The sequence below is a fragment of the Stenotrophomonas sp. ISL-67 genome (assembly GCF_018612915.1).
Taxonomy (GTDB): domain Bacteria; phylum Pseudomonadota; class Gammaproteobacteria; order Xanthomonadales; family Xanthomonadaceae; genus Stenotrophomonas.
Genome location: NZ_JAGGRL010000006.1, coordinates 88255 through 114901, shown reverse-complemented (window position 1 = coordinate 114901; position 26647 = coordinate 88255). Strand labels below are relative to the sequence as shown.

Annotated in this window: 33 protein-coding genes; 8 read left to right on the top strand and 25 right to left on the bottom strand. The window is 64.2% G+C overall.

Annotated elements, in window-relative coordinates; genetic code table 11:
• Window position 1 precedes the first annotated feature (1 nt).
• From J7J08_RS08195 to J7J08_RS08085, 23 genes are all read right to left on the bottom strand, one after another.
• On the bottom strand, window positions 2-2866 hold the full coding sequence (locus J7J08_RS08195; protein ID WP_214903780.1) for a phage tail tape measure protein: 2865 nt from the start codon (window positions 2864-2866) through the stop codon (window positions 2-4).
• A gap of 22 nt (window positions 2867-2888) precedes the next feature.
• On the bottom strand, window positions 2889-3026 hold the full coding sequence (locus tag J7J08_RS08190; RefSeq protein WP_214903777.1) for a hypothetical protein: 138 nt from the start codon (window positions 3024-3026) through the stop codon (window positions 2889-2891).
• Window positions 3027-3038: 12 nt separating this feature from the next.
• Complete coding sequence (locus J7J08_RS08185) at window positions 3039-3155, bottom strand: GpE family phage tail protein (protein ID WP_214903774.1); 117 nt, start codon at window positions 3153-3155, stop codon at window positions 3039-3041.
• 8 nt (window positions 3156-3163) lie between these two features.
• Window positions 3164-3466: a phage tail assembly protein gene (locus tag J7J08_RS08180; protein ID WP_214904123.1), complete on the bottom strand. Its 303-nt coding sequence runs from the start codon at window positions 3464-3466 to the stop codon at window positions 3164-3166.
• A gap of 206 nt (window positions 3467-3672) precedes the next feature.
• Window positions 3673-4182, bottom strand: a complete 510-nt coding sequence (locus J7J08_RS08175; RefSeq protein WP_214903764.1) for a phage major tail tube protein — start codon at window positions 4180-4182, stop codon at window positions 3673-3675.
• Window positions 4183-4205: 23 nt separating this feature from the next.
• Window positions 4206-5375 (bottom strand): phage tail sheath protein, encoded by a 1170-nt coding sequence (locus J7J08_RS08170; protein ID WP_214903759.1) that lies wholly within the window; start codon window positions 5373-5375, stop codon window positions 4206-4208.
• 15 nt (window positions 5376-5390) lie between these two features.
• Window positions 5391-5750: a GPW/gp25 family protein gene (locus tag J7J08_RS08165; protein ID WP_214903756.1), complete on the bottom strand. Its 360-nt coding sequence runs from the start codon at window positions 5748-5750 to the stop codon at window positions 5391-5393.
• Complete coding sequence (locus tag J7J08_RS08160) at window positions 5747-6313, bottom strand: phage baseplate assembly protein V (protein ID WP_214903753.1); 567 nt, start codon at window positions 6311-6313, stop codon at window positions 5747-5749. Before J7J08_RS08160 ends, J7J08_RS08165 begins: the two co-directional genes overlap by 4 nt.
• Before the next feature lie 74 nt (window positions 6314-6387).
• Window positions 6388-7041 (bottom strand): hypothetical protein, encoded by a 654-nt coding sequence (locus J7J08_RS08155; RefSeq protein WP_214903750.1) that lies wholly within the window; start codon window positions 7039-7041, stop codon window positions 6388-6390.
• On the bottom strand, window positions 7034-8713 hold the full coding sequence (locus tag J7J08_RS08150; protein WP_214903747.1) for a hypothetical protein: 1680 nt from the start codon (window positions 8711-8713) through the stop codon (window positions 7034-7036). The genes J7J08_RS08155 and J7J08_RS08150 overlap by 8 nt, the downstream gene beginning before the upstream one ends.
• A 9-nt stretch (window positions 8714-8722) precedes the next feature.
• Window positions 8723-9280 carry a phage tail protein I gene (locus J7J08_RS08145; RefSeq protein WP_214903744.1) on the bottom strand — a complete coding sequence of 186 codons (558 nt, stop codon included), beginning with the start codon at window positions 9278-9280 and terminating at the stop codon, window positions 8723-8725.
• Window positions 9273-10163 (bottom strand): baseplate J/gp47 family protein, encoded by an 891-nt coding sequence (locus J7J08_RS08140; RefSeq protein WP_214903742.1) that lies wholly within the window; start codon window positions 10161-10163, stop codon window positions 9273-9275. Before J7J08_RS08140 ends, J7J08_RS08145 begins: the two co-directional genes overlap by 8 nt.
• Before the next feature lie 86 nt (window positions 10164-10249).
• Window positions 10250-10711 carry a phage virion morphogenesis protein gene (locus J7J08_RS08135; RefSeq protein WP_214903739.1) on the bottom strand — a complete coding sequence of 154 codons (462 nt, stop codon included), beginning with the start codon at window positions 10709-10711 and terminating at the stop codon, window positions 10250-10252.
• Window positions 10708-11193 (bottom strand): phage tail protein, encoded by a 486-nt coding sequence (locus tag J7J08_RS08130; RefSeq protein ID WP_214903736.1) that lies wholly within the window; start codon window positions 11191-11193, stop codon window positions 10708-10710. The genes J7J08_RS08135 and J7J08_RS08130 overlap by 4 nt, the downstream gene beginning before the upstream one ends.
• A complete protein-coding gene (locus tag J7J08_RS08125) occupies window positions 11190-11711 on the bottom strand; it encodes a hypothetical protein (protein ID WP_214903734.1) in 522 nt (173 codons plus the stop codon). Before J7J08_RS08125 ends, J7J08_RS08130 begins: the two co-directional genes overlap by 4 nt.
• Window positions 11711-12346, bottom strand: coding sequence for a glycoside hydrolase family 19 protein (locus J7J08_RS08120; protein WP_214903732.1), 636 nt, complete (start codon window positions 12344-12346; stop codon window positions 11711-11713). Before J7J08_RS08120 ends, J7J08_RS08125 begins: the two co-directional genes overlap by 1 nt.
• Window positions 12343-12624, bottom strand: coding sequence for a phage holin family protein (locus J7J08_RS08115; RefSeq protein ID WP_214903730.1), 282 nt, complete (start codon window positions 12622-12624; stop codon window positions 12343-12345). Before J7J08_RS08115 ends, J7J08_RS08120 begins: the two co-directional genes overlap by 4 nt.
• Window positions 12617-12970: a putative holin gene (locus tag J7J08_RS08110; protein ID WP_214903728.1), complete on the bottom strand. Its 354-nt coding sequence runs from the start codon at window positions 12968-12970 to the stop codon at window positions 12617-12619. Before J7J08_RS08110 ends, J7J08_RS08115 begins: the two co-directional genes overlap by 8 nt.
• A 2-nt stretch (window positions 12971-12972) precedes the next feature.
• On the bottom strand, window positions 12973-13188 hold the full coding sequence (locus J7J08_RS08105) for a tail protein X (protein ID WP_214903726.1): 216 nt from the start codon (window positions 13186-13188) through the stop codon (window positions 12973-12975).
• Entirely contained in the window at window positions 13188-13655 is a 468-nt protein-coding gene (locus J7J08_RS08100; RefSeq protein WP_214903723.1) for a head completion/stabilization protein, read from the bottom strand. Before J7J08_RS08100 ends, J7J08_RS08105 begins: the two co-directional genes overlap by 1 nt.
• Window positions 13656-13759: 104 nt before the next feature.
• Window positions 13760-14467 carry a phage terminase small subunit gene (gpM, locus tag J7J08_RS08095; protein ID WP_214903721.1) on the bottom strand — a complete coding sequence of 236 codons (708 nt, stop codon included), beginning with the start codon at window positions 14465-14467 and terminating at the stop codon, window positions 13760-13762.
• Between the two features lie 4 nt (window positions 14468-14471).
• Window positions 14472-15485, bottom strand: a complete 1014-nt coding sequence (locus J7J08_RS08090; RefSeq protein ID WP_214903718.1) for a phage major capsid protein, P2 family — start codon at window positions 15483-15485, stop codon at window positions 14472-14474.
• Between the two features lie 37 nt (window positions 15486-15522).
• Window positions 15523-16392: a GPO family capsid scaffolding protein gene (locus J7J08_RS08085; RefSeq protein ID WP_214903715.1), complete on the bottom strand. Its 870-nt coding sequence runs from the start codon at window positions 16390-16392 to the stop codon at window positions 15523-15525.
• A gap of 155 nt (window positions 16393-16547) precedes the next feature.
• On the opposite strand from J7J08_RS08085, the gene J7J08_RS08080 reads away from it, so the two are divergent.
• The 6 genes from J7J08_RS08080 (at window position 16548) to J7J08_RS08055 (ending at window position 23276) form a co-directional block, all read left to right on the top strand.
• On the top strand, window positions 16548-18305 hold the full coding sequence (locus J7J08_RS08080) for a terminase ATPase subunit family protein (RefSeq protein ID WP_214903712.1): 1758 nt from the start codon (window positions 16548-16550) through the stop codon (window positions 18303-18305).
• Complete coding sequence (locus tag J7J08_RS08075) at window positions 18305-19318, top strand: phage portal protein (RefSeq protein ID WP_214903709.1); 1014 nt, start codon at window positions 18305-18307, stop codon at window positions 19316-19318. The genes J7J08_RS08080 and J7J08_RS08075 overlap by 1 nt, the downstream gene beginning before the upstream one ends.
• Window positions 19315-19557, top strand: coding sequence for a Com family DNA-binding transcriptional regulator (locus J7J08_RS08070; protein ID WP_214903706.1), 243 nt, complete (start codon window positions 19315-19317; stop codon window positions 19555-19557). Before J7J08_RS08075 ends, J7J08_RS08070 begins: the two co-directional genes overlap by 4 nt.
• Entirely contained in the window at window positions 19475-20173 is a 699-nt protein-coding gene (locus J7J08_RS08065; protein ID WP_214903704.1) for a site-specific DNA-methyltransferase, read from the top strand. Before J7J08_RS08070 ends, J7J08_RS08065 begins: the two co-directional genes overlap by 83 nt.
• Before the next feature lie 225 nt (window positions 20174-20398).
• Window positions 20399-21280 carry a hypothetical protein gene (locus J7J08_RS08060; RefSeq protein WP_214903702.1) on the top strand — a complete coding sequence of 294 codons (882 nt, stop codon included), beginning with the start codon at window positions 20399-20401 and terminating at the stop codon, window positions 21278-21280.
• A 1702-nt stretch (window positions 21281-22982) separates the two neighbouring features.
• Window positions 22983-23276 carry a hypothetical protein gene (locus tag J7J08_RS08055; RefSeq protein WP_214903700.1) on the top strand — a complete coding sequence of 98 codons (294 nt, stop codon included), beginning with the start codon at window positions 22983-22985 and terminating at the stop codon, window positions 23274-23276.
• 455 nt (window positions 23277-23731) lie between these two features.
• Here the strand turns inward: J7J08_RS08055 and J7J08_RS08050 are convergent, their stop codons facing one another.
• Both J7J08_RS08050 and J7J08_RS08045 read right to left on the bottom strand, forming a co-directional pair.
• A complete protein-coding gene (locus J7J08_RS08050) occupies window positions 23732-24256 on the bottom strand; it encodes a hypothetical protein (protein ID WP_214903698.1) in 525 nt (174 codons plus the stop codon).
• 17 nt (window positions 24257-24273) lie between these two features.
• Window positions 24274-25326, bottom strand: a complete 1053-nt coding sequence (locus tag J7J08_RS08045) for a site-specific integrase (RefSeq protein ID WP_251006510.1) — start codon at window positions 25324-25326, stop codon at window positions 24274-24276.
• 122 nt (window positions 25327-25448) lie between these two features.
• Between J7J08_RS08045 and dusA the strand changes: the two genes are divergently transcribed.
• Window positions 25449-26444 (top strand): tRNA dihydrouridine(20/20a) synthase DusA, encoded by a 996-nt coding sequence (gene dusA / locus J7J08_RS08040; RefSeq protein WP_214903696.1) that lies wholly within the window; start codon window positions 25449-25451, stop codon window positions 26442-26444.
• Window positions 26445-26500: 56 nt separating this feature from the next.
• Window positions 26501-26644, top strand: a complete 144-nt coding sequence (locus tag J7J08_RS08035) for a hypothetical protein (protein ID WP_214903694.1) — start codon at window positions 26501-26503, stop codon at window positions 26642-26644.
• Window positions 26645-26647: the final 3 nt, after the last annotated feature.

Genomic DNA, 26647 nt, shown 5'->3' with positions numbered 1-26647 from the left:
CTCAATCGCTTAGCCGCGAGCCTTGGCGTGTGGCCTTGCTGCGTTCGTGGTCATCAATGGCCTGCCGGATCAGTTGGGCAAGCGCTTGGGCGTCGGCGCCGGCCGGAGCCGTGACGTTGATGTTGTAGACAGGAGCGCCGGAGCCGGCCGCTGCGGCTGCTCCCGCGCTCGGGGCGACCACCGGCGCGCCACCGGCCAGAACCGGCATGGAGGCGGCTCCCAGCGCGATACCGGCGCCCACCTGTTTCATACGGTCGCCCAGGCTTGTCACCTGTTGCAGCGGTTCGCCCTGGCTGCGATCCAGACCGCCGGCCAAGCCCTGCATGGTGAAGTCGCCGAACTGGGCGAACACGCGCGACGGGCTGTGGATTCCCAGCATGCCCTTGAACTTGCTGGTGATGCCTGAAGCGATTCCCGACACCGCCTCGAGCGCGGCCCCACCCATGGAGGTGATGCCGCCAACCAGTCCGGTGATCATGTCAATGCCTGCCTGCATCATGCTCGCCGGCCAGCCCATGAGTACCTGGTTGATGCCCTGCCACATCATGGTCAGGCCCGTGCGGATCCGGTCGCCGTTGCCGGTGAACAGGCCCACGATCATGTTCCATGCGCCCTGCAGGTACTGCCACGCGCCACCCACCGCGTTCTGGATGATGGGCAGGATCGTGGTGAAGGCTGACACCAGCCAGCCGAGCGCGGTCACCGCCATTCGCAGGTTCACGGTCAGCACGGTGCCCAGGATCTGGCCGAATCCGCGCCCGGCGTCGGTTGCACCGTGCAACTGCTCGCTGGTGGCTGCGAACGGGGCAAACAGCTTCTGCACCCACGCCCACGCCTGACCCATTGCGCTGGACACCATCTCCCACACCGGGGCGAGTGGCTCGAGCGCGGTCATCAGCTCGGCCATGATCGGGCCGACGACATCCATGACGCCCTGCCATACCCCGACCATGAAGGCCTTGATCGGCCCCCAGTACTTCCACACCAGGGCCGCCACCACGCCGATGGCCAGGCCAATGGCCAGCACCGGGGCGCTGACGCCGCCCAGCATCGGCAGCAGCATGCGGCCCACGTTGAGCAGCATGGGGAAGGCGCGGCCACCGAGGGACACCACCTGGCCCACCAGGCGGCCGATACCGCCGCCACCGCTCAGCAGCGACGCGGCTTTGTGGATCTGCGTTAGAGCCATGGCGCCGACGCCGCCGGCGACCAGCAGACCGCCCAGGACGGTGGCGAGCGCAGTGCCAACCACCACGACCTTGGCAATGGTGGCAACCAGCTGCGGATTGGCGCGCACCCATTCGGTCACCTTGCCGATGACCTGGGCGGTTCGGTCCACCAAAGCCTTGAAGTCGGGCAGCAGCGTCTTGCCGATGGATTGGGCCACCACCAGCGCGCTGTTCTTGAGCAGCTGCAGCGCGTTCTCGGAGGTGGCCACGCGCGCGGCGTACTCGGCGCCCATGGAGCCGCCGTACTTCTGGGCGTCGGTGACCTTGTCGAAGTTGCCTTTGAGCAGTTCCAGATTGGTCAGCAGCGGCGCGATGGCGCCGATGGACTCACGCCCGAACAGCTGGGTCATGGTCGCGGCCTGCTCGGCCTTGGGCAGAGTCTTCAGCTTCTCCAGCACGCCCACAATCGCGCCGCCCGCATCCTTCTGCATGGCGTTGGCCATGTCCTTGGCATTCAGGCCAAGCTTCTTGAAGGCGGTGATCTGGCTCTTCGTCGCTGCATCGCCGGACGACAGCGTGAGCAGCATGTTCTTGATGCCGGTGGCCGATACCTCCGACTCGATGCCCATGCCGGCCACCGTGGCGCCCAGCGCGGCCAGCGGGCCACTGCCGAGGCCGGCCACCTCGCCCAGAGCGCCGATCCGGTTCACCACTTCGCTGATCTTCTGGACGCTGGCCGGGCCGGTGTTGCCCAGGTAGTTGATCTTGTCGGCCAGCACGACCACGTCGTCCTGGCCCATCTTGAACGCGGTGCGCCAGGTGGCCATGGTCTGGCCTGCATCCTCGGCGCTGGTGTCGAAGGCCACGCCCATCTTGGCCGCGTCCTCGGCGAACCGCACCAGCTCTTCGCGCGGAATGGAAGCCTGGCCAGCAGCGGCGACAATCTTGGCGATGTCCGCCGGCACCATGGGCAGGCGCCGCGACAGATCCTCCACGTCCTGGCTCATCTGCTGGAACTGCGCCGGGGTGTCGAAGTCGACCACCTTCTTGACGTCAGCCATAGCCGACTCGAAGGTCATGGCCTGCGCGATGGGGAAGCCCTGTACGCGCAGCGCGGTCATGGAGGCGAACGCAATGCCCGCCCCGTGGGCGGCCGCGTTCATGCCGGCGCTGTGGACCTTCCGGCTGCGCGCCATGGCCGCGTCGAGCGAAGCCAAGCGGGCGCGCTGCTGCTCCATCTGGGAGGTGGCAGCGGCGATATCGCCGCGCAGCTTGCGCTCATGGGTGCCCAGCTGGCGGGTGCTGATGCCGGCACGTTCCAGCCCGCCGCGCAGGCGCTGCAGTTCGACAGCCTGCTGCTGGTGCTGGGTCTTGAGCAGGCCGGCAGCGGCCTTGGCCTGCTTGAATTCGTTGTTGAGCTTGCGCGTGGGCGCGCCAGTAGCAGCGATCTGCATGGCCAGCTGCCGCACCCGCTCCTGAGCCTCGCGGTGGGCCTGGGCGGTGCCGCGTGTGGCGTCTTGCTGCTGGCGGAAGGCGCTGACATCGCGCTGGGCGGCGTTGAGACGGCGCAGCGTGGCCTGTTGCTGCTGCAGGGCGGCCGACAGCCCTTTGCTGCCGGCAAGAACCTTGCGGAATGGACCAGTGGCTTGATCGAGGGCCTGCAGGACCACCTGCAGGCGAAGGTTGCCACCGCTCATGCGATGACAACCTGGTAAGCAACTACGGCGAGGCCTTCTCGCTGGGATCGGGCAGCAACGCGGCCAAGAAGCGACACAGCGCGCTCAGCGCCCACACCAGCAGCACGCCGACAGCAGCCAGCAGGCAAAGGGCAACGACGGTGGCGATAAGGGTGGCCATGGGCGAACTGTATCACTGGTTTGCTCCGCTACGTACTCGGGCGCGCTCGCGCCATTCGATCAACTCAGCGAGGGACATGGCCGACAACTCGGTGAGCGAGAACGCAAACACCACCGCGACATCGGCCATGAATTCCTCTACGCAGACAGGGACTCCCGCTGCGCCTTCGGCAAGAAAAAATTGCCCACTTCGGTGGCGATAGAGACCAGGTCGACCGGATCCAGCTTGGCTGCGTCGGCGGCGGTAAGCGTGGGCGAACTGATGCGCGGCAGCAGCGTGGTCAGGGCACCCACATCCATCTGCAGCAGATCGGCCAGCTTGATGCCGCGCAGGGTGCCGGCGTCGGGCTTGCGCAGGGTCAGGCTGGTGATCAGCTGGTCACCGCGCCGGATCGGGGTTTCCAGCACGATGGCGCCCGGCGGCGGATTGAAGTGGCTCACCGAATCGGCCACGGCAGCTGCCAGCGTTTCGCCTACGCGGGCGACGACTTCACCGCGCGGCGCGGTCTGGGCGACCTGCAGGGCGCCGGCGAGGCCGTCGAAGGCGAGGGTGGCGCGGTCCAGGGATTCGGGGGTGGGCACGGATGCGTTGATTTCGTTCACGGGATCTCTCTCAGGGTTGGAGCCCGGCGTCTGCCGGGCCGGGGTCAGTAGCCGATGGCGCGACGCTGGGCGGCCTGCAGGTCGACGCCGTTAACGATGAAGACCATGCCGACCATGTCGATTTCGATCTCCGTGCGGCCGTTGATGGTCAGCTTGTAGTAGCTGACCGAGGTCTTGACGCTGAACTCGGTGTCGTCGCCGACCTTGCCAGTGCCGGCATCGACTTCGCTGTGACGGCCGCGAAGGACGATCTCCACCGAATCAACGGCTTCGCTGTCCTCACTCTGATAGGCGCCGGCAAACCGCAGCTGCACGGCGTTGTGTCGGATCGCGCCGTACTGGCGCAGCACCTGCAGCATCAGACCGCCGCACTTCCACTCGGCTTCGATCTTCTCCTGGCCCAGATCCACGTCGATGGGGCCGAGCATGCCGCCGGCGCGGTATTCCTCCATCTTGCGGGTCAGGGTCGGCAGCTTGAACTCGGTCACCTGGCCGAGATAGCTCTCGCCATCGTTGAACAGGTTGAGATTCTTCAGTTTGCTGGGCATGGACATGGGACAGGTTCCTCAGTGCGGGGTCAGCCGCTGATGCGGGTCGGGAAATCGGCGAAGTAGCGGTCGGTGATGCGCTGGTTGAGCAGCAGGTTTTCCAGCGGCGGCACCGGTGTGTAGTCGTAGTCGATGGCGAGGCGGCCGCTGGACAACTGCGTGGGCGAGTTGGCGCCCTCGTCGTACCAGGCGGTGGCACCCATCAGGTAACCGGCATTGACCAGCTCGCGGAACTTGGCATTGATGCTTTCGAGCATGTCGCGCACCAGCGAGGGGTGCAGCGGCTTGTCGACGTACACCAGCTGCGCCTCGGCAATGGTGTCGGCCAGGATCTGGGCGGCGCGGGTGGCCGTCTCGAAGGCGAAGAGCGGATCATCGCTGCAGGTGCGCGAACCCCAGAACTTGTAGCCATTGGAGTTGATCAGCGTGGTGATGTCGGCCGCATTGAGCATGCCGGCGTCGGTGGCCGGGTCCTGCAGGTCCCAATGCACGTCGCGGCTGATGCCGGTCACGCCGGCAACGGCCACGTTCGACAGCGACTTATGCCAACCCTGCTGCTCGTCGATCATCGCGCGCAGGCCCAGAGCACGCGCGGTGGCAAATGCCATGCCCGTAGCCGCGGTGGCGGTGTTGAAGGCCACAAAGTCGGGGTAGACCAGCATCAGCTCGCGGTCGCTGAACTGCTCGCGGTAGGCGATGGCCTCGGGCACCGACGCGCTGGCCGCGCAGCTCACGTACGCCATCGCGCGCAGCTTCTTGGCAATCACCGCCAGCGCGGCGGCGACGGGCTGGGTGTCCAGGCCCGGAGTGCCGAGAATGCGCGGGCGCACCCCTACCTGGGCCTCGGATACCAGCAATGCCTGCAGGCCGGTATAGGTCGCGCCATCCTTCTTGCCGATGACGTTGGCCGTGGTGGTGCTGTCATCCTCGCCCTCGGGAACGCGGACCACGACGGTGATCGCGTTGGCCTGGTCAGCGATGGCCTGCAGCGTGGGCTGCAGGGTGCCGCTGGTGCCGGCCTTGCCAATGGCACCCAGCACATCGGTCAGCAGCACCGGGCGATTGAGCGGGAACAGCTCGGGGTCAGCATCCTCGCCGGTGCAGACGATGCCGATGACGGCGGTGGCGATGGTGCGGATCGGGCGAACGCCGCCGTTGATCTCGATGACGCGTACGCCGTGGTGGTAGTCGGTGGGCATGGTTGACTCCTGCGGTTAAGGGGTGCGGAAGCGAAGCGGGACGGAGAGACGTGTGGTGCGGGATGCACCGGTGGGGACGGCTCGCTGGCCGTCCAGATCCAGTACGAACGTGCCCGGTTCATTCGCGCGGGTCAGGCCGATACGCGTCAGCCGGATCCGCGGCTCCCAGCGAAGCAGCGCCGTCGCTGCGGCGCCAAAGAGCTTGAGGCGGGTCGCGTCGTTGAAGGGCTGGTCGATAAGCTCGGGCAGCAGGGAGCCATAGTCCCGGCGTTCGATCCGCGAGCCAATGGGCGTGGTGAGGATGTCTGCGATGGACTGGCGCAGGTGCGCGGAGTCGTCGCTGAAAGCCCCGGAATGTGCGTCCATGCCGATCACAGCGGCGCGCCTGACGTGCCGTTGCCGGGCTGCACGGCGCGGTGCGTGTGCTGCTTGAGGCTCACGCCGCCGCCGATAACATCATCAGAAACCTCGGCCTTGCCGGTGATGCTGACCTGGCCGGTGATGGTGGTGTCTCCGGTGATCGTCACCGGGCCTGTGATGCTCACGCCACCATCGGCCTGGACAGCCACGGTGCCGCCGGCGGGCAGCACTGCTGAAAGCGCGTGGCTCGCAGCGTTGTAGCTGATGGCGGCGCCATCCCTGAACTGGATCATTACCACGTCTGGGTTTGTCGACGGCGCTGGATACTGGGTGCAGTACAGCCCGCGCACCGCAACCGCATTGGCCAGGTCACCGTCGGTGCACAGCAGCTTGACCTGCTCTCCGACGCTGGGCGCCGCCCAACAGCTGAACTCGCCGGCCGCGCTGGCCAACCACGGAATGAAGTCGGTGTGGGTCTCGCCGCTGCGCACGCGACACAGCTGCCGCTGATGGTCAACCTCAGTGACCGAGCCGTCGCGCAGCAGGTTGTTGAGCTGTTGGGGCAGAGCGCTATCCATGCCCCCATGTTCGAGGCCATGCCTCGCGCGCGCACGTAGCGCGGCGCGTAGCGACCCCGCTTACACTCGCATCGTCAATACCAACCTGCTGCGCCGACCCTTGCGTAGATCTGCGTTGTGGAAACGGCCCCATTCGATCTACGCAACCGGATGACCAGGGTCACCTCGGCTGACTGATTCTCCAGAGAGGCAGCGGGGACCGAGATCGAGGCCGCGATGGTTCGGCTGGTGGCGCAACTGACGTATCCGGGTGCACCGTTGCTGATGGAGGCCGCACCGACGTTCGCCGCTGCGAACTGAACCGTGTAATCCCCGGCAGCGGCGCCTGCCGGTAGCCACGATCCCTCTGCCAGCAAACTGTTCGCGTTGTTCCCACCGCCTGTGCTGGTTCCCAAGACCCGGTAACTGCCGGTGCTGTCAAGGAGGAACGTCACTGTGGCAACCGCAGATCCAGTCGAGTTGGAACGCGACTGGTTGTGGGCGCTGTATGACTTCCCGTTGATGGGCAGTGAGTAGCTGGCTGTGCCCTTGGCGGCCCAGAGGTTGGTCACGTCCACATTATTCTGGCGCAGGCCGATATCGGCACGCTTAGCACCGTATGCAAGCGCTGCGTACTTCAGCGGCACCCCGTTCACAGTGAGCGCCGGCGCCGTGGGACCATCTCCAATCACATCTCCGTCGAACAGGTCGTCGGTATCAACGCCATTCACCCGGATGCCCTTAGCCATGGTGCGATGCTCTCATTTCGTCTACCAGGTCGGCCAGTTGGCTCACAGCGTTGATAAGAACCGGAATCAGCAGCTCGTATTCCACAGCCGGGACCTTCTGGCCGTTGAAGTCGATGACGTCCTCGCGGACCGCCTCCCTGACTACCGTGGCCAGCTGCTCGGCTACTACGAAGGGCCTGCGGGACTGGTCATCGCAGAAATCGGGTTTGTAACGTCCGATCACGGTACGAATGCGCCGCACTTCGTCCAGACCATACGGAAGCGGGCCTTCAATATCTTTCAGTTTCTCTGAGGAACCGGTATTGCGGTTGAAAATTCCTGTAATGGTCAAAGAGCCATTGATAGTCGCGCCGGTAGCGGTGACCGTCCCGCTGACGTTGATGCCGCCCGAAGGGAAGTGCGTGACTGGCGCAGCATCCTCCGGCATAAAGCGGATCAGCCACCTCGCACCGGTGCCGTCGTAGAAACCCGCATTGCCGCTTCCGTAGTTGTAACTCAGGCGCAGCGAGCGCGGCGCCGTACCGCCGAAGCGGAACTGAGCATCAATGGCTTGCGATTCCACGTAATCGATCGCGCTTAGGGAGCCGCCTGCAGTGACCGCCAATGAAGTGCGACTCAGCGTCAGGATGGTGCCGTTGTAGGTGCCGGCATCGTTGACACTGTGGAAATTGACCTCCGCGTCGCTGCTGGAAGTGTAGAACCGGTCGACCGTGCCTGCTGCGTTGCGCCAGGACAGCTGGCCGGCGGGATTTGCCTTGAATGCAATCTGGCCGCTCATCACGCCGCCCGAAAGGTTCAGCTTTCCGTCGAGTGACGTCTGCAGACCGGGAATGGCGGCGATGGAGTGGCTGTGACCTTGTGCAGCCTTGCCGTCCAGGGCGTCGGCCAGTCCTGTTACCTCGGAGATAGGGTGCACATGCTGCACCGGCGTGAACTGGGTCGGAACACCAGTGAAGTTCTTCCACTGCAGGAAATACTCTCCGTGCTGTCCGTCGAGCAGATCGGCATTAAGCCCGTTGCCGTGCCCCTCATCGCGCAGCGCCGCCCCTCGCAGGCCAAGCTCGGTGCGAAACAGGGCGGCCGTGGCCATGCCCAGTAGACCCTTGACGAAGATACTGGGCGCGCCGTCACCGAAGCGCTTGTTGATGTAACGGGCCAATCCGAAAGGAGTTAGAGAAATCGTAGTATTGGACCCCGCTTCCGCCTCCTGATCGGTGGCCAGACGAACAACGCCTGCCCGCGTGTTGGTGGCTGGCGGGTTCACGAAGTCGATGTCGCCAACTTCGATGCTGGTGGCGTTGACCTTGGCGAATCGAATGTCGGTCGCCAAAAGCATGACCGCCGCCGATGCCTTCTCCATGATCGGTGCCTGCTGGGAGTACACGGCGAACAACGTGCCGTCCTGCAGATAAAGCCCGAAGCCTCGCAGCGTGTAGGCGTCGGCCGTATCGTCGCGCACATTCAGATGCAGCGTGTCGAGCGCTACGGCTTGGCCGGCGAATGTGGTCAGTCGCTTGGCCTCTCCGGGCACGGCGGCGCCAACGCTTGCAACGTCGAAGTGCTGCGCGGTCAGGCCCACGTGGGTCAGCTTCACCGGAGCGGTGCCGGTGTGTTCGGCATTGATGATGGCGGCGAAGCCGGCGGGCGTAATGGTGATCTGCGGGACGGGCATTGGGAGTTCCTACGGTTCGCTCGCCGCCAGCTGCAGGCGGGTGGAGGTGAGCACCCGGGCGACGCCCAGGACGCCAATGGCGCCCTCGGCGTTGATGCCCTGAGTGAAGGTGAAATGCGACCGCACGGGCTTGGCGCGATTCACTGCGGCCATCACCTGGTCAATGAAGGCGGCAGTGGCCTCTTGGCCGCTCTGGCCGCTCAGGGTGAGCAGCAGCTCGAAAGTGTGTGGCTGACCAGGCGGGTCCAGCTGCCACCACTCGCGGATCTGGACCTGACCACCGAAGCTGGCGACAACGTCCGCGATGCTCTGGGCGGTCCCCTTGTGGCGCTGGATCTGGAAGGAGCTGGCGATGCGTGCGCGCTGGATGTGTTCTGGCCAATCGCTGCTCCACGTATCGACCGAGACGGTCCACGCCAGGAAGGGGAGGAACTTGGCCGGGCACGTCCACGGGTTCCACAGGGTGTGGTGGACCATGGGAATATCAGCCAGCTGCGCGTCGGCGCCTTCAAGAGCCCGCTCCAAGGCGGTGCTGTTAGGCGGGAGCAGGGAGCGGTGGTCAGTCATTGGTTCCCACGTGCGCGATGGACGCGGCGGTGCAGAACGCGGCTGACTGTGCGTTGACGATGATGTCGGCGGTCGGACTGAGTAGGTTGACGCGCTGCACGCCCTCGACATGCAGCACCGCGTACAGTGCCGACAGTGGCACGTCACGGCCCAGGCGCTGCGACTGGCTGCGGAACTGCTCGACGCGTCGGTTGGCTTCCGCGATCACCAGGCCGCTGTCTGGGCCATTGAACGTGGTCAGCTCCGCGCGGATCTCATACGGCAGTACCTCGGCGCCCGCGACGGTCACCTGGTCGGTCAGAGGTCGAACGTTACCGTTGAGCAGTGCGGCTTCGACCGCAGCGAGTAGGGCGGAATCGGGCGTGCCATCTCCGAGGCGGGACAGGATTGTCACGACCACCTTGGCCGGGGACGGGCTGTGCACGCTGGCATCCAATACGTCCACGTGGGCCGACAAGGTGTGGAAGATGTAGGAGCCCTCCGGCCCGGCCACGGACAGCCCTTCGGGCGCTAGCTGAACCCGCCGGCGGAAGTCCTCGTCGCTCTCATATCGTGCAGGCGTCCCGGCCTCTGGATCAGCCGACGTAATCAGCTTGCGCTGGACGCCGTAGGGTACGGCGAGGTTGTCCAGGTCGCCGCCTTGGGAGTAGGGCAGCATCAGGCCGCGAGCGCGCTGGTTGAACTGCTCACACAGCAGCATTTCGCGGTAAGCGCTGCACTGCAGAATCTTGATTACCGGGTCGGACTCAACGACAGCGGTGTAGTCCGGGCAGAGCCGGCGGAACTCGGCCAGGCGCTCGGCGAGGATCGACTCGAAGGTGCGTTGCTCAAAAATGTCCGGCGCCGGCAGCTTGTCGACTTCGATGGCGGTAAACGTGGACACGGCGGCACCGGCTGGAGGGGTAATTCCAGCTTCCCATCGCGCGCGCGCGTGGTCGGCGGGGCCGGCATGTAGCAGCCGCGCCTACGCTATTGCCCAGCCAGATGGTCAAGAATCAGCTCGCGCACCAGCTGCTCATCGGCTTGGGTGAAGCCCAGCAGCAGGCGGCGCTGGTAGGTGACCCTCAGACCGTTGGAGCCCACCGCGTCCGAGCGCCCTTCCTGATGGATGCGGGCAATGCGTGAGACGCGACCGGTGAAGCCCACGCTCACTTCCTGGGCGCTGGTGCGCACGCGCAGGTGCCGCGCCTGCCGGATCTTGGCAAACATCGCGCCGCGCTTGATCCGGCCGGCCTTGGCGCGGCGCGGCGTAGGCGCGCGACGCGGGGCATATGGGGAACCGTCCGGATTCTGCTGGGCGGCGATGCGCTTCTGCTGGGCGCGGCGCAGGGCCATACCGACCTTGCGGCTCAGGCGGCTGCGCTCGGCCGGCTGCAGGCGCTGTAGCAACGGCCCAACCCAAGCCTCCAGCCGCTGCAAGTCCTCGCTCATGCCGTGATGGCGGGCAGGGTGGCCACCAGCACGCCGGCGTCGAACAGGGCGCCGCCGGCGAGCGTGTCGGCGTGTTCGCCCTCAGCCGGCGGTTCAGTCAGGTGCTGCAGCTGCAGGTTGCCCTGGTCATCGCGGTGGATCTTCATACGCTCGGTCAGCGGCAGCTTGATAGCGAGGTCGACCAGGTCATCGGACAGCACATCTACTTCAAAGCTTAACTTCTCCCGGTTGGAAGGGTTGGCCAGCAGCTCGGATTGATGGCGGGTCAGCCACTGCATCAGCGGGAGCATCACGGCCTCCGGCGATCCGGCGAAATCGGTCAGCACCAGCTCCAGCGTGTATCGGTACTCAAAGCACAGCCCCGGCTTGTAAGTGCCGGCCACACCGCCGCCTTCTACGAAGATCAACAGGCGGTCTGGGTTGTCGGCCAGCGTCGGGATCGCGGCAACGAGGTGATCGCGCAGCTGCTGCGGCTTCTTCATGGCGCGTCACACTGCTGCAGGGCGGTGTGCAGCTGCTTTGCCAGCGCCTGCAGGCCGATCACCTGGGCGACGGTGGCGTGGTGGGTTGCATAGTTGTCGGCGACGGTCTCGGCGACGGCAGAGAGCGTAACGCCGGGGGCGGGCGCATCAGGATCTCCGGCAACTCCGGCGAGGGCGTCGCCGCTCGCTGCGGTGTCGTGGAGGCGCACGAAGCCAGCAGGCACAGTGCAGGCAGCATCAGCATTCGCAGTGACATAAACAGGAACCTCTTTGACGATGGTGGCGCCGCGCTCACGGACCACCTGCACGCGATCCACGTACTCGGTCACGGTGCGGGTGGTGCCCTGGGCAAGGTCCAGCTTGCGCTTCAGTGCGGCGTTGGTGGCATTGGCGGAAGCAAGGTCAGCCTTGGCCTCATCGCGCTCGCTGTTGGCGTGGCTAATGCGCTGCTGCTGGCAGGTGGCCAATCCGGCAACGGCAAGCAGCAGCACGACCAGGACGATGGCACGGTTGAGCATCAGCGCACCCCCAGCGCGGCCATGCAGCGCTGCAGGCGCGCTGTGCGGTCGGCGAACCCATTGGGAGTGGCACGGGAGCGGGCGTTGCCCAGGTTCACGACGCGGCTGACCGCCAGCACGTCGCGCTGGTCGGCGTGGGCGTTGAGGCCGTTGTCGGCCCAGAACGCCGCAGCCGCCATGGCGCCGGTCTCCGGCTCAAGCAACAGCGCGGGCAGTTCTTCCAGCGGCTGGCCGATCAGCTCTCCGATGCGGCGATAGTTGCCGCGTCCGGTGTGCATCATCGGCCCACGGCCACGGTAGCGGTAGCCGTCACCGCTGGACTCGGCGCCGTTGCCGTTGCGCTTGGCGTAGACCCGATTGCCGAGTTTGACCGGCTGGTGGACGAACCCCGCCGCCTCATCCGGCTTGACGTACTTGCCGAACACCTCCAGCAGGCGCTCGCGGCTGTAGCTCAGGTTCTCCTCCACACGGCCCAGGCTCAGGCTTTCGTGGCCCAGCTGGGCCAGAAAATGCGCGGCACGCAGTGGCGTGGAGATCCCGAACCGCTTCATGGCGACATTGAGCGGCTCCACCCAGCGCTGAGCGCGGGGAAGGGGGCACTGCATTGCCTGGGCGAGCTGGGTGGCGGTGATCACGGTCTATCCACTCCGAACAGGTGGGCGACGTTGCCGCGCGCCCGGTAGGTTGTCACCAGCAGGACGACCAGCAGCATCAGCTGCCAGCCGCTGGTGGGCGCCTTGGCGCCCTGCAGGATGATCTGCAGGGCTTGCCCGCCGGTGGCAGCGATCAACAGCCAGGCGCACCAGGCCACACCGTGGCGGTGACGCGCGTCCTCGGCTGGTCGGTAGGTGAGCAGACGTACGCAGATGGCAAGGCAGCACAGCAGGGTGCCGGTACTCAGAAACTCAGCCATCGGTGCCTCCACGCGGGATGCGGGCCGGATCGGCGGTGCGGCTGCGCTCGATCAGGGCCAGGGTGAGGGTGATGATCGTGGCGGCGCAGAAGAACGCGGCCAGACCACTGGAGGCCACGTCAAACCGACGCATGACCTCGGTGCCGCCCAGGTAGCCAGCCACCACGCTGATGGCCAGGTAGATCAGCCGCTTCCAGATCGAAAGATCCTTGGCGGACACAACGAACAGGGTGGCGCCGGCGAAGGCGCCAATGAAGGCGTCCGCGTCAATGCCAGGCAGCAGCGATGCAAGGCCGACGCCAGTGGCCAGTGCAACCATGCTTCCGGTGGAGGTGGGTTCGGTCATCGTCAGTCCCAAAGCTGGATCAGGGGGCGCGTCACGGCGCCGGCGGAAGGGGTGGGTACATCGGGAAGGACCACCACGGTACCCAGTGGCAGGACCGGCCCATGCAGGCTGATCCCGTAGTTCAGTGCCAGCACCTGTTCGACCATGCCGGCGGTGGTGCCCAGATGCCGATGGCACAACGCATCAAGGGTGTCGCCCTGCATGGCCACCACGCGCATCAGATCAGCTCCGCCGTTACCCGCCGCTGCCCCAGCAGATCGCTGATGGCGTTGCGCTGGTCGCGGCGGATCTCATCAATGGTTGGCGTCAGGTCATCGGCGCGCTGGTTGCCCTGTGCGGTTGCGTCGTACGAGCGATAACGCTCATGCAGCACGACCGCCGTGGCGCAGTACACGGCCTGCCGGTAGAGCTGGACCAGCTGGGACACGCCGTCGACCTGGTCGGAAGGCACGTCGGCCAGCCGCACGTGGCCGGCCTTCTCCTTGGCCACCCGGTAATCGACCAGCTCGCGGGTGACCGACATTACGGCGCTGACCACCACGCTGCGCATCCGGGCCGCCGTTACGTCACCGGTGAGGCGAATCGCTTCACGCAGCGCGGCGATATCGATCTCAGGCCAAAACGGGCCGGCGGTGACCGGGTTCTGCGGCTGGCTGGGCGATGCGTTGGCGGTGAAGCTGCTCATGGTGGCCTCAATAAGTCGCCGGTGGTCGGGGCGTCACACCAGGGGAGAGAAGCCTGGTGATCAGCCCCGAGCCGGCGGGGTCGCGGGGACGCTCGTTGTGCGGATCAGTCGTTGGACTGGTTGCCCGCGAATTTCTTCTGCAGGCGCTGGGCGCCTTCCAGATCCTTCTTGCCGCCGCACGAATCGTGCAGCTGGATCGCGCGCACCAGGTCGGTGACGGCCAAGTCGACCGCGTCGGCCGTCAGCGGCAGTTGCCCGGTGTCGGTCTGCAGCAAGCCGCGCGCCCTGGCGAGCAGCAGCTTGGCGCGCACCTGATCGGGCATGTCGTGGCCTTCGGTCAATGCCACCGCCCGGTCCAATACGCCCTGGTCGAACTCGCCGCTGGTCTTCTGGGCGTTGAGCGCGGCCACGGCTACTTCCTCGGCAACCAGGCAGCCGGTGGTGCGGCTGAACTGGTCGGGCATGGCAATGCGGTGTGCCAGTACGTAGCCGGCGATGTCCAAGCCACGGTCGAAGTTGCCGGCGTCAATGTTCCACAGCATCACCGTGGCCACTACGTCGTCTGCACCGCCCTGGTCGGCGGCCAATACGCCGTCGACGTAGTCGGAGTACTCCGGCAGCAGCACCGCCTTGAGCTTGGCCTTGCCCTCGCCCGACTGGATCTGTTTCAGTCGGGCGCGGTCGCTGGCCAGCTGTAGCTGCATCTGCTGGTAGATCGTGGTGCCGGCCATCAAGCTGGTGCCGGCAGCAGCGGTCGCAGCCTGTTCGGCCAGGACGCGCTGCAGGTGACGCTTGGCGGGACTGCTGGCCATGGCGTCAGTCCCGAACCACGATGTTCTCGACCAGGGCGCCGCGACCGTAGTCCTCGACTACGTAGTCGTCGTTGGAGGACTCGAAGTTCGCCACGCGGTTCTTGTGCGGCTGCTCGATGATGTACCGGCGGCGGCCTTCGATCTGCCAGTAGATCGACAGGTTGTCCAGCGAGGTGACCATCAGTGCGTCGGCAGGCACGAACGGCACGATCACCGGCTGCAGGCCGCCGATGCGCTTGGTGCCCAGCACCAGATCCGCGGCCAGCTGCTCCGTCGGCGCCAGTTCCTTGTTGATGATGGGGAAGTACTTGTCGAACACCAGGTTGCGGCCGAGGATGACCACCAGGTTCGGGTCATTCTGGTGCCACGGCTCGATCAGGTTGGACACCAGGTCCATCACCAGCGCGTCGAGGTTGGCGAAGTCCGCGTCGGCGCCGCCGACCTTCACCGCGCCCGGGGTGACGCCGCCGGTCATCACGCGGCTCGGAGCATGCTCGCGGTACTTCTGGAACCAGCCCTTGTTTACGTCCTGCAGCAGCGGATTGAGGGCGCGGTCGGTGGTCTTGGCGATGCTTGTGCCGTTGAATCCGACCATGATGCGGTCCAGCGCCTGTCGCTGGATGATCGCATCACGCAGGATGGTCTGGAAGTTAGGCTGGCGGGCCCAGGCGTCGAGGCGCGAGTAGGGGATGGCGGTGTCGTAGTCCGTCTGCACGCACTCGTAGCCGTTGCTGTCCAGCGCGGTGACATCGGCCGGCTGGCGTTCGCCGCTGCCGCTGGTGTCGGTACGACCGGCGATGGTGCCATTCACGCCCACGCCGATCTTCTCGCCCTTGAGGTCGATCACGCCGGGCATGTTGATGCCCTTCAAGAAAGCGCTGCTCTCTTGGATGCGGGCCTCCATCGTCTGCTGGACAGAGGGCTCTACAGCGAAGGTGTTGGCGGCGCTGCCCACGCCGTTCAGCTGGGCGACGCGCTGGGTGAACTGATCGTACTGCAGGCGGGTTTCGGTGCGCATGGTTGCTCCGGGAATCTTGAAGAAGGGTGGGGGTCGATCAGCAGTCGGTTGCTTCGCTAGCCTTGGCGCCGCTGAAGCCGGCGACCACGGGGCGTTGGGTGTGCGACTGCGGGGTGTCGTCCAGCTTCCGGTGGAAGCCGGCAACCTGCGCCGAGAGGTTCTGCACCTGGGTGGCCAGATTGCGGTTGTCCTGCTCCAGCTTGGCCATGGCCGCGTCCTGCTCGCTCACCGCGCTGAAGAGCTGGGTGGCGAACTGGGCAACATCGAAGTCGGTGTCTTCCTTCTTCGCCTCGGGCGTGGGCTTCGGCTTGGCGACCAGCCCGAGGCTGGACAGCAGCGCCGCAACCGGACCGGGCCGCGTCTCGGGCTGTTCCACGTCGGTGAAGGTGATCTCGGTTTCGGCCGCTTCGGAGAAGACGTTGCCCGGCGCCTGCTTGCGGTCTTTCAACGGGCTGTCGTCGGGAAACTTGGCCGAGAAGGCCAGCATGTTGGTACCGATGCTCGCCGGCGAATCGGTCACGCCCAGGCCGTACAGGTAGGCTTTGCCGCTGTCGGCGAACTCCGGCGCAATCTCAATGCTGGTGAACACTTTCTGCTTGCGCACGTTGACCATATCCACCAGGTCGTTGGTCGGTTCGACCTGGGCGAACAGCGCCATCTTCTTCTTGCCGGCGATCTCGATTTCTTCAGCCTTCACCGCGACCACGTCGCCGTAGGCACGGAACGGACTGTCCGGCAGCGCGCTGCGGAGGTGTTCCACCCAGATGCGGGCGCCGTATACGTCCGGGCTGTACGTTTCGGCGATGTCCAGGATCTGCTGGCGCTCGATCACGCGGCCATCGGTGGTGGCGCCTTCGACAGCCACGCGGAAGAACTGGGAACGTTTCTTGTCGGTCTTGCTGGCCATCTCGCCCTCGGCTGGTATCAGTGCGCATCGGTTGTCGATGCGATGACCCATGTTCGGGTGAGGAATATGTCGCGGCAACGCGAAGAGCGTGTAAGCGCATGATCTACGGGGCTTCTTGACTGTCGCGCGCGCGAGGCGACAGGCAACCTGTAGAGGTGCAAAGCGTAGCCGAAAAACTCAACGTAGATCCCCGCCGCCAGGCAAAGTTTTTGTACTGGATGGGCTGGCGCATCTGCGATATCTGCGAGCTGATCGGTGAGAAAGAAAAGACCGTTCACAGCTGGAAGGCGCGCGACGAATGGGACCGCGCCGACACGGTCGAGCGCGTGGGCGGGGCATTGGAGGCGCGGCTGGCCATCCTGATCCACAAGGAGGGCAAGACCGGCGGCGACTTCAAAGAGATCGACCTCCTGCACCGCCAGCTGGAGCGCCAGGCCCGCATTCAGCGCTACCAGGGCGGCGGCAACGAGACAGACCTGAACCCGGCGGTGGCCAACCGCAACGCCGGCCCGAAGAAGAAGGTCCGCAAGAACGAGTTCAGCGAAGAGGAAGTGGAGCGGCTGCAGCAGGCGTTCCTCGACGGGTGCTTCGACTACCAGCGTGATTGGTACCGCGCCGGAAACGAGCGCACGCGTGTGATCCTCAAATCGCGCCAGATCGGCGCGACCTATTACTTTGCCCGCGAAGCGTTGATCGACGCGCTGATCAGTGGCCGCAATCAGATCTTCCTGAGCGCATCGAAGAGTCAGGCGCATATCTTCCTGGGCTACATGCGCAGCTTCGTGCGGGAGGTGCTGGACCGTGACCTGACCGGCGACCCCATCGTGCTGGCCAACGGCGCGGAGCTGTTCTTCCTGGGCACCAATGCGCGGACTGCGCAGGGCTACCACGGCAACTTCTACTTCGATGAGTTCTTCTGGACCTACGGGTTCAACCAGCTCAACAAGGTTGCCAGCGGCATGGCGATGCACAAGAAGTGGCGCAAGACCTACTTCAGCACCCCATCCACCATGGCCCATGAGGCCTACGACTTCTGGACGGGCGAGCGCTTCAACAAAGGCAAGCCAACCTCGCAGCAGGTGTCGATCGATGTCAGCCACGGCCGGCTGGGCAGCGGGCGCCGCTGCGAGGACGCCATCTGGCGCCAGATCGTCACCGTGCTTGATGCCGCTGACCGTGGCTGCGACCTGTTCGACGTTGCCGAGCTGCGCCGCGACTACAGTGCAGAGGAATTTGCCAACCTGCTGATGTGCGAGTTCGTGGACGACAGCGCCAGCGTTTTCCCGCTGACCATGCTGCAGCCATGCCAGGTCGATAGCTGGGTGGAGTGGGCCGGTGACTTCAGCCCCTTCGCCATGCGCCCGTACGGCGACCGACCGGTCTGGATCGGGTACGACCCGGCCGAGACGGGCGACAGCGCCGGCATCGTCGTGGTGGCGCCTCCGCAAGTGCCTGGCGGCAAGTTCCGCGTGCTCGAACGCCACCAGTTCAAAGGCATGGACTTCGCTGACCAAGCCGCGTTTATCCAGAAGGTCACCCAGCGCTACTGGGTCACCTACATCGGTATCGACGCCACCGGCATGGGCACGGGCGTGGCCCAGCTGGTGCGTCAGTTCTTCCCCGGCCTGACCACGTTCAGCTACTCGCCGGAGGTCAAGACCCGGCTGGTCCTCAAGGCGTTCGATGTGATCAAGAACGAGCGCTTGGAATACGACGCTGGCTGGACCGACATGACTCAGTCGCTGCTGGCCATCCAGAAGACCAGCACGGCCAGCGGCCGACAGACCACCTACACCGCAGGGCGCTCGCGCACGACCGGCCATGCCGATCTGGCGTGGGCGCTGCTGCACGCCCTGCAGAACGAACCGCTCGAAGGCGGCGCCGCCGCCCGCAGCACCATGGAGATTTTCTGATGATCGACACCGACCAGGGCGCTGCCACCGCGCCGGCAGGGCCAATCGAAGCGTTCACGTTCGGGGAGCCGACGCCGGTGCTTGAGTCGCGCGGCATCCTCGACTACCTCGAATGCTGGCGCAACGGGCGCTACTACGAGCCGCCGGTGAACCTGCAGGGGCTCTCGCGCACCACCCGGGCCAACCCGTACCTGCAGAGTGGCCTGACGTTCAAGCGCAACATGCTGGTCAGCACGTTCGTGCCCCACAAGCTGATGAGCCGCGCCACCTTCGCGCAGCTGGCGCTGGACTACACCACCTTCGGCATGGCCTATGTCGAGCGGCGCAAGGCCCTCTCTGGAGCCGCGCACAGCTTGGCAGTGCCGCTGGCGCAGTACATGCGCCGTGGGGTGGTGGAAGGCGAATTCTTTCAGGTGCGGGCAGGGCGGATGGAACATGAATTTCCTGCCGGCCAGATCTACCAGCTCCGGGAATCCGATGCCGACCAGGAGGTGTACGGCCTGCCCGAGTGGATGCCGGCCGTTCAGGCCGCGCTGCTCAACGAGTCGGCCACGCTCTTCCGCCGCAAGTACTACAACAACGGCTCGCACGCCGGCTTCATCCTGTACTTGACCGATTCCCAAGCCGAGTCGTCGGACGTTACAGGGCTGCGCGAAGCGCTCAAGGCAGCGCGGGGGCCGGGCAACTTCCGGAACCTGTTCGTGCATTCGCCCAACGGCAAGAAGGATGGTCTGCAGATCATCCCGGTCAGCGAAGTGGCCGCCAAGGATGAGTTCGCCAACATCAAGGGCGTGACCCGCGACGACATGCTGGCCGCGCTGCGCGTGCCACCGCAGCTGCTCGGCATCGTGCCGCAGAATAGCGGCGGTTTCGGCTCGATCCGCGATGCCGCAACCGTGTGGGCGGCGATGGAACTTGCGCCGCTGCAGACCCGGATCGCTGCGCTCAACGACTGGCTGGGCCAAGAGGTCATCCGCTTCGCCCCCTTCGAACTTGCACCGGCGGTGGCATGAAGAACCTGCGTTGTGGCGACTGCGCCAAGCTGCTGGCCAAGGCCGGTGGCATCTATGAGATCCAGATCAAGTGCCCCCGCTGCGGGGTGCTGAACCACATGAAGGCCGAGAGCCTCCCCTCGGATCGCCGCGAGCGACCCCAAGAAGGCTCTACCCATGAAGAACGAATTGATCCACGGCGATGCCCTGACCGTCCTGCCGACCCTGCCGGCCGGCAGCTTCGACGCCCTCATCACTGACCCGCCGTATGCCAGCGGTGGCGTGCACGCCGCCTCGCGCCAGCAGGCTCCGTCCGCGAAGTACATCCGCAGCGGCCTGCATGACGACTTCGTCGGGGACGAGCGCGACCAGCGCTCACACCTCGCGTGGATGCGGTTGTGGTTGGCCGAATGCAGCCGGGTGCTCAAGGATGGCGCCCCCGTGCTGCTGTTCACCGACTGGCGACAGTTGCCGCTCACCACGGACGCGCTGCAGTGTGCAGGGTTCACTTGGCGCGGTGTTGCTGTGTGGGACAAGACCGAGGGCGTGCGTCCGCAGTTGGGGCGCTTCCGCAACCAAGCTGAATACGTCGTCTGGGGCAGCAAGGGTGCCATGCCGTTGGGCAGGCGCGCGCCGGTATTGCCAGGCGTCATCCGCGAGGCCGTCCGGAAAGCTGACAAGCACCACATGACCGGTAAGCCCACCGACCTCATGCGCAAGCTGGTGCAGATCTGCGAGGAGGGTGGGCGCATCCTTGATCCGTTTGCAGGTTCTGGTACCACCCTGCTGGCTGCAGACATGGAGGGCTACAGTTGGACCGGGGTGGAAGTGACAAAGCACTACCACGACATAGCGCGGTCTCGCCTGATCGGGTGAGATTACGGGATCGTAAGGTTGGTGAGCAGGAATTTTCGCTTCGCGGCTGGGCTGGGGAACCTTTTTTCCAACCCAGCTCACAATTTCTGCAATGTCCGAATTTCCCTACTTCGAAAAGGGAATTTGAGGGGTAGTATCGAAGACGTCTATCGCAGCCAGCGCGAAGCGGCCTGGACGGGTAGCGAGACTGTGTGATCGCGACGAATGATACTTTAGGAGAAGTGTGTGCTGAGGATCGTGTGTTTGGGCTTGGTTGCTGCTGTTGGGCTTGGGGTTACTGCTCAGAGAGCGGAGGCTGTTCCAGTTCGTTGCGATACCTGCCGAGATGATGGTGACTTTCGTGCTGAAGCGATCAAGCTGGGGCCAGGTACCCATCTGGTCTACAACGTCGGCGCGAACGTTATCCAGCAGTACTACATCAAATCCAGTACCAGTGGCGGGGGCGGCCAAGAGCCGCGAGCTGCGCGGGCAGCTAGCCAGGTCGTGTTAAAGCAGACGCCGCCTCCAGCTGCGGTTGAAGAACTCCGCCGGGGTAACCGCGTATACGTGGAGGGCGGGATGTCACTGCGGCCCACATACGTTGTTCCCGTCGACGTGCTTGGGCTCAATCCCGACGCACGTTCAAAAACGGCATATGACTACGTGCGTGATCAGAATTTGCGTGCGATGGTCGAGTCGGCTACAGGTAATGTCAATGTCATCACCAATATCGTCGATGCCAACGTCCTGACCTCGATGAGTGACTTGGTTCAAATGACCACTAATTACACCGGCCTGCGGGACCAAGCCCGACTCATGTTCAGGGTGGTATTCAAGGATGGCTCATACGTGACGGTCATCGTCAACCTTGAACATCAGAATGGCGAGTCTGAAGTCGGTAGCGAACGTACTGCCGCAGGACAGCTGATCCCCGCTGACATTCAGCAAGTGCAAGGAACGTGGACGGACTACGGTGGCGAGAACCTTGGACGGATGGCAGACCATATGGCGTCGCTTGGTGCGTCGATGAAGTATACCGGGCCCACCACCAGCGGTTTCGTGAAAGGCATTACCTGCAGCGGAAGTGCCAATGGCAAGACTTGCGTTGTTGAGTACATGATTCGATAGCTCTTGGAGGGACTCAATCCCGTCAAGTAAAAGGGCCGCCTATTGGGCGGCCTTTTCTATTAGCGATACGTGGCGTGTGGCAACTGGATGCAAGCGCCAACTTCGCCGGCACTATCACGGCGTGCGCCGAAGTCAGCACCGATGCGCTCCCACATTGAACCCGCCTCCGCACCAGCCGGTGCCGGCAGAACCATCCAAGCGATCAAAGGCCGGGGCCGGTCCTCCCCGCCAACTACGCATTCCGCAAGCTCCGTTGTGGCACGGGGGAGGGACCACATCGCGTCCACCGCTTCGGCCACGGCCTCTATTCCTTATCCATACGGGTCTATCTCCATCCGTACTGAAAGAACAGCACAGGCCCCCGGCGCGCGCACTCGTCTCCCCGCCACGCCTGCGCTCTTCGGACCCCTATTTTTCTGCAGGCCTGCAACAGCCCGTCCGGGGCCGCCGCAACTGCCGCTCACGGCCCTTTCTACATGGGGCTGGACCCTGCGGATCCCTGCGACGAACAGCCCCGCCCTGGCGCGTCCAGAGGGCTTCCGGCGAAGAGCGGCAGCACTCGAAATTCTTGGAGTCCCACCGGAACCAAGTAACGGGGTAATCCGAGTCCCGAAATCTCCGCCCATCCCTACTGGCACAATGGATTCAACAGGTTACCTCTGAGGGTGATCTGAGGTAATTTCCTTGCCCGGCGGAAGTAATGTCGTTGATTTCAAAGGGAATTCTTCCAGATGGATGTTACCTGCGAGAAAGGTAATCAGATTACCTAGGCGTTACCCTAAAATTACCTTTGATACATTGATATAAGTTATTGATTGTATTGGACAATATTGTGTTTCTGTTGGGGTGGTTACCTAAGTTACCTGTTTCCGATGGCCATCAAAAAATTTCGCTATACGGGCGGGAAAGCGCCCCCACAACGCCTCTGTCGCCCGCACTGCAATACATCCAAGCTCTACTGCTCAGGCAAATGGCTGCAGAGCTTGATCGTTCGGCTCACCGGAGTCTGGGCGAATCGGCTGCACGTACTGTGACCTCGTCCCTGTTTTAACAGGGGGGTCGCGCCATTTTTACCCCCGCTGCGTGATCATCTAATGCCCCGGCTCCTAAAGGACCACCACCATGACCCCAGCTGCGATAAGCAAACTGGACCGATGGGCGGCCATCCCGGGATTTCGCGGCCTGACCATCGATGAAGCGGATGCCCAACTCCAAGAATTGATCCCGCGTTACCCCCATCCAGCCGATCACCCCGTCGTAATTTGCGTAAACGGCTACCGATGGTTCGCCTCCGAGATGGAAGCCGTCGCTGACGCCATCCATAGGTCGCGCCGTCGCCCGCACGGGACTACCGAAACGTTGGTCGGCGTCGACTGGGACTGCGCTGTCAGTGCTGATGGTCTTTGGGCGATACCAGGTCGTTGCAGGGCGGTAGCGGCGCCCCCGAAGACTTGCGTGCGAGCGGAAGGCCTGCAGCAACGGCTAGGGTGAATCCTTCGCGTCGCCTTCACCGAAGCGGGGCAATCTTTGCGCCAACAACGGGGGAGACACCACCCTACGGGTGGACTCCAGCTGGACGCGGCGCGGATCCGTAGGGGCCGGGCGGTAACAGATTCGCCTTGGTCTCTGCGGATCCGCGATGCGGACTGGTCCCTGAGCAGGGTCGCAGGATCTGATAGCCGGACCCGTAGGATTCCGCGCCATGCTTCCTCCCGATTTCCACTGGCGTTCCGTCGCCTCCCGTCCCGATGGCAAGGACGACGCAGTGTTGTGCGATGGCACCCAGGTGCTCAGGCTCTCGCAACGCATTAACGCCGGCAGCTGGTTCGCCAACCTCAACACGCATCGGCCGCTGGCAGAACAGCGCACGTACCGCGAGTGCTCAAGTTACGAGCAGGGCGTCATCGGCGCCGAGATGTGGATCAACCGCCACCAAGACCGATTGCGAGCGGAGATCGACCGCTTGCGTGCTGAACGTCGGTCCGGCAAGGGCTGACCTCCTTGGCTGCCGGCGCCGCTTAAGCAGCCTGGAAACCGGAAAAATCGAAGAGCAGCCCACAACGCCACAACGGTTCCACGATAGCTCACCGGAAAAATGATGGGTGGTAACTGGCTGATTGCAAAGAATTTGCTGCCTGCCTCTGCGCCTCCTGGCATTGAACCACTATTTCTAAGCTCTTCATAGCGTTCGATCACGCCGGCCAGTGCGGTGAACCAAAAGGCCAGGTACGCGAAGAAGCGAACCTTTTCACGGCCCTGAGGGCTTCCAAACCACGATGATTTATCTCATTCACCAGCGCGTCCTGGTGATGGCGCATCACGTCGCTCCGGGCAAGGCAGTGGTGAAGCGAAAGAACATGCTTTTTCGCGCGACTTGCCTTTTCCGTCGCCGCGCGTCGCACGCGTTCTTCCTTGGTAGGTCTCGGTTCCATTGAGTAGCCACCCCTTTGATCAGTAGCCTACGTTGCGGAGAAAATCGGGAACGGTGACGCTTGGCCATTCGGTGCTGAGGGCCGAGGCGCTGTGTCGGAGCTGGTGTAGGTGAATGCGGTGCACTCGTGTAATAGCCGCGCTCGGAAGCACATCATGGCTGTCCATCACAACAGTGACCTCCTGTTCCCACGGAACACGGTCGCCATTCGGCACGGCTCGTACGCCTAGACGCGCAAGGTGCTCAGTGCACGTCTCAACCACGATCCCAACATGATCCAGTTCACGACGGCGCTGTAAAGCGTAGTAGGCGGCGACGTCGAATGACTCGCTGAAGGACAGGAAAGCGAGCTGATAGACATCACTGTGAATGGTGTGCATCGACAAGGCGTTGCCTTCACACGGGCCGCCGACATGGATGTATGGATCACCAGCACCAACGTGCATGTCGCCTGCATATAACTGTTCGACCGTCTCTGTGCCCTTGCGGGTGAGCCCGTCACCGGACTGCCATTGTGCAAGCTCCATGCCCCTGTAAATTTTCACCTGCCGCCTCCCGTTTCTTAGCGATGTAGAGATTCCGGACGGAGCTGTGTATACCGTTTCAGCTCGTTCCACGACTCATGAAGCGTGACGGCGGCGACCTCGGGGATGTCGTATCCCTGCTCGAACAACCTCGATGTGGCCTCATGTCGAAGATCATGGAAACAGAGGTCTTCGATTTGTAGCTTTGTGCACGCCCTGGTAAAGGCTGTCCCCACGGAATTGGGGTTGTAGGGAAAAATCTGACCGTCAGCGGAGCCTTTTGGTTGCCGCTGCACGATCTCCCAGGCGTCGCCCAGCAAGGGGAAACGCTTATGGTTGCCTGCTTTTTTGCGAGGGTGCTTAGCGTCTCTAAGCAAGGCCGTTCGGTTTATCTGGTCAACGTCGCTCCACAGCAATCGTGTGATTTCGCTCTCGCGCTTCGCGGTAAGGATGGCAAAGTCGATGATGTCCACCATCGGAATGGTCGACCTCCAGGCCGCCGCGCGGAAATGCTCTCGCAGACGCTGGAGCTCGTCGGCGGTCGGCCGCCTGTCCCGGCGCTTCGACTTCCCGACCAGGCGAAGCAGGCGGAGGACCGGCCGAGCCTCGGCGACCGGATCGGTCGCCAATTTCACACCCTTCATCGGACCGGCGAGCTTCAGCAGCTCAGAGAGGTACCCCAGCTCTACGTTCATCGTTGCGGGTGCGCAGGCTGGGATAATTACCCCATTGGTCATCATGTGGTCGCCGCGGATCCGGCGGCGGGCGTGCTCGATGACATCATTCGCGGTGAGGCGCCTGGCCACAATGTCGCCCAGCCCTTCTCGGAGTCTGGTCATGTTGCCGGAATGGGTCTTAGAGACCGCCCTGATGGTCGCCAGTTCGTTCGTCCGCCAGTCGATCAGTTCGCCAATGGTGATCTCTTCGCCCGGCGTTCCGCCACGCGCTTCATGATCGGCCAGTTCGCGATCCATGCGGTCGCCCCACGCCTTGGCTGCTGTCTTGGTGGGGAAGGTTCTAGTTTGGGTCGGGTGGCCTTTGCGGCGCACAATGGCGCGCCAGCGGCCGTCTCGGTTCTGCAGGGTCGCCATGATGTACCAGCTCGATGTACCACGGCTTTCGTGGTACGCCAATGGTACATCGGGAGGGGAAAACGCGGGATAATCGAGGCAAATGCGGGAAAAGTCGTGAGTCCTATATGGTTGATAAGTTGATGAAATATAAAGAAATCAAGGGAATCCGGCTCTGCGTTGCGCCGATGATGGACTGGACGGACAGCCATTGCCGCGTGTTCCACCGGCTGCTGGCCCCGGGTGCGCGGCTGTACACGGAGATGGTGCACGCCAACGCCGTGATCCACGGCGACCGCGAGCGCCTGCTGGGCTTCGACGGTAGCGAGCAGCCGCTGGCCCTGCAACTGGGCGGCAGCGATCCGGCCGTTCTCGCCCAAGCTGCGCAGATCGCCCAGGACTGGGGCTACGACGAGGTCAACCTCAATTGCGGCTGCCCCTCCGACCGGGTCCAGGCCGGCCGCTTCGGTGCCTGCCTGATGCGCGAACCGGGTCTGGTTGCCGAGTGCGTGGCGGCCATGGTGCAGGCGGTTGACATCCCGGTCACGGTGAAATGCCGGCTGGGCGTGGATGAAGACAACGACTACGAAACCTTCGTCAACTTCGTCGATCAGTCGGCGAACGCCGGTAGTTTCATGTTCATCGTGCACGCCCGCAACGCGTGGCTGAAGGGCCTGTCGCCGAAGGAAAACCGCGAAGTGCCGCCGCTGCGCTACGACTGGGCGCACCGGCTCAAGGCCGACCGCCCGCAGCTTCAGATCGTGCTCAACGGCGGCCTGGCCACGGTGGACGCCGCCCAGGCCCAACTGCCTGCGCTGGACGGGGTGATGCTGGGTCGCGCGGCCTACCACGACCCCTACGTGCTGCATCAGTTGGAGGCTGCGCAGACCGGTGCTGCGCTGCAGCCACGCGAGGCGCTGCTGCGGAGCATGCGCCCCTACATCGAGGCCCAGCTGGCCCGTGGACTGGCCTTGAAGCACATCACCCGCCACCTGCTGGGCCTGTTCCACGGGCGGCCCGGTGGCCGAGCCTTCCGCCAGGTGCTCAGCGAGGGCGCCCATCGCCCCGGCGCCGATTGGAGCCTCATCGAACAGGCCCTGACCATCACCCGCGACCAGGCCGAACGCGTTGCCGCGTGAACGGCTGCGACTGCCGCGCTTGACACCGCCCGGTAAGACCCGCAAGGTTCACTTAGATGAACGAAGCGAAGGGGCGTCCGGAAAAGTTCAGACCGGATTCACTGCGTAAAACCAAGAATTTGCAAAAGATTCGTAAAGTGCCGGCCCAGGCTGGCGGCTGCCGATTCACAACTTTTGAACGTTTTGACGCGCTCCGCTAGGAT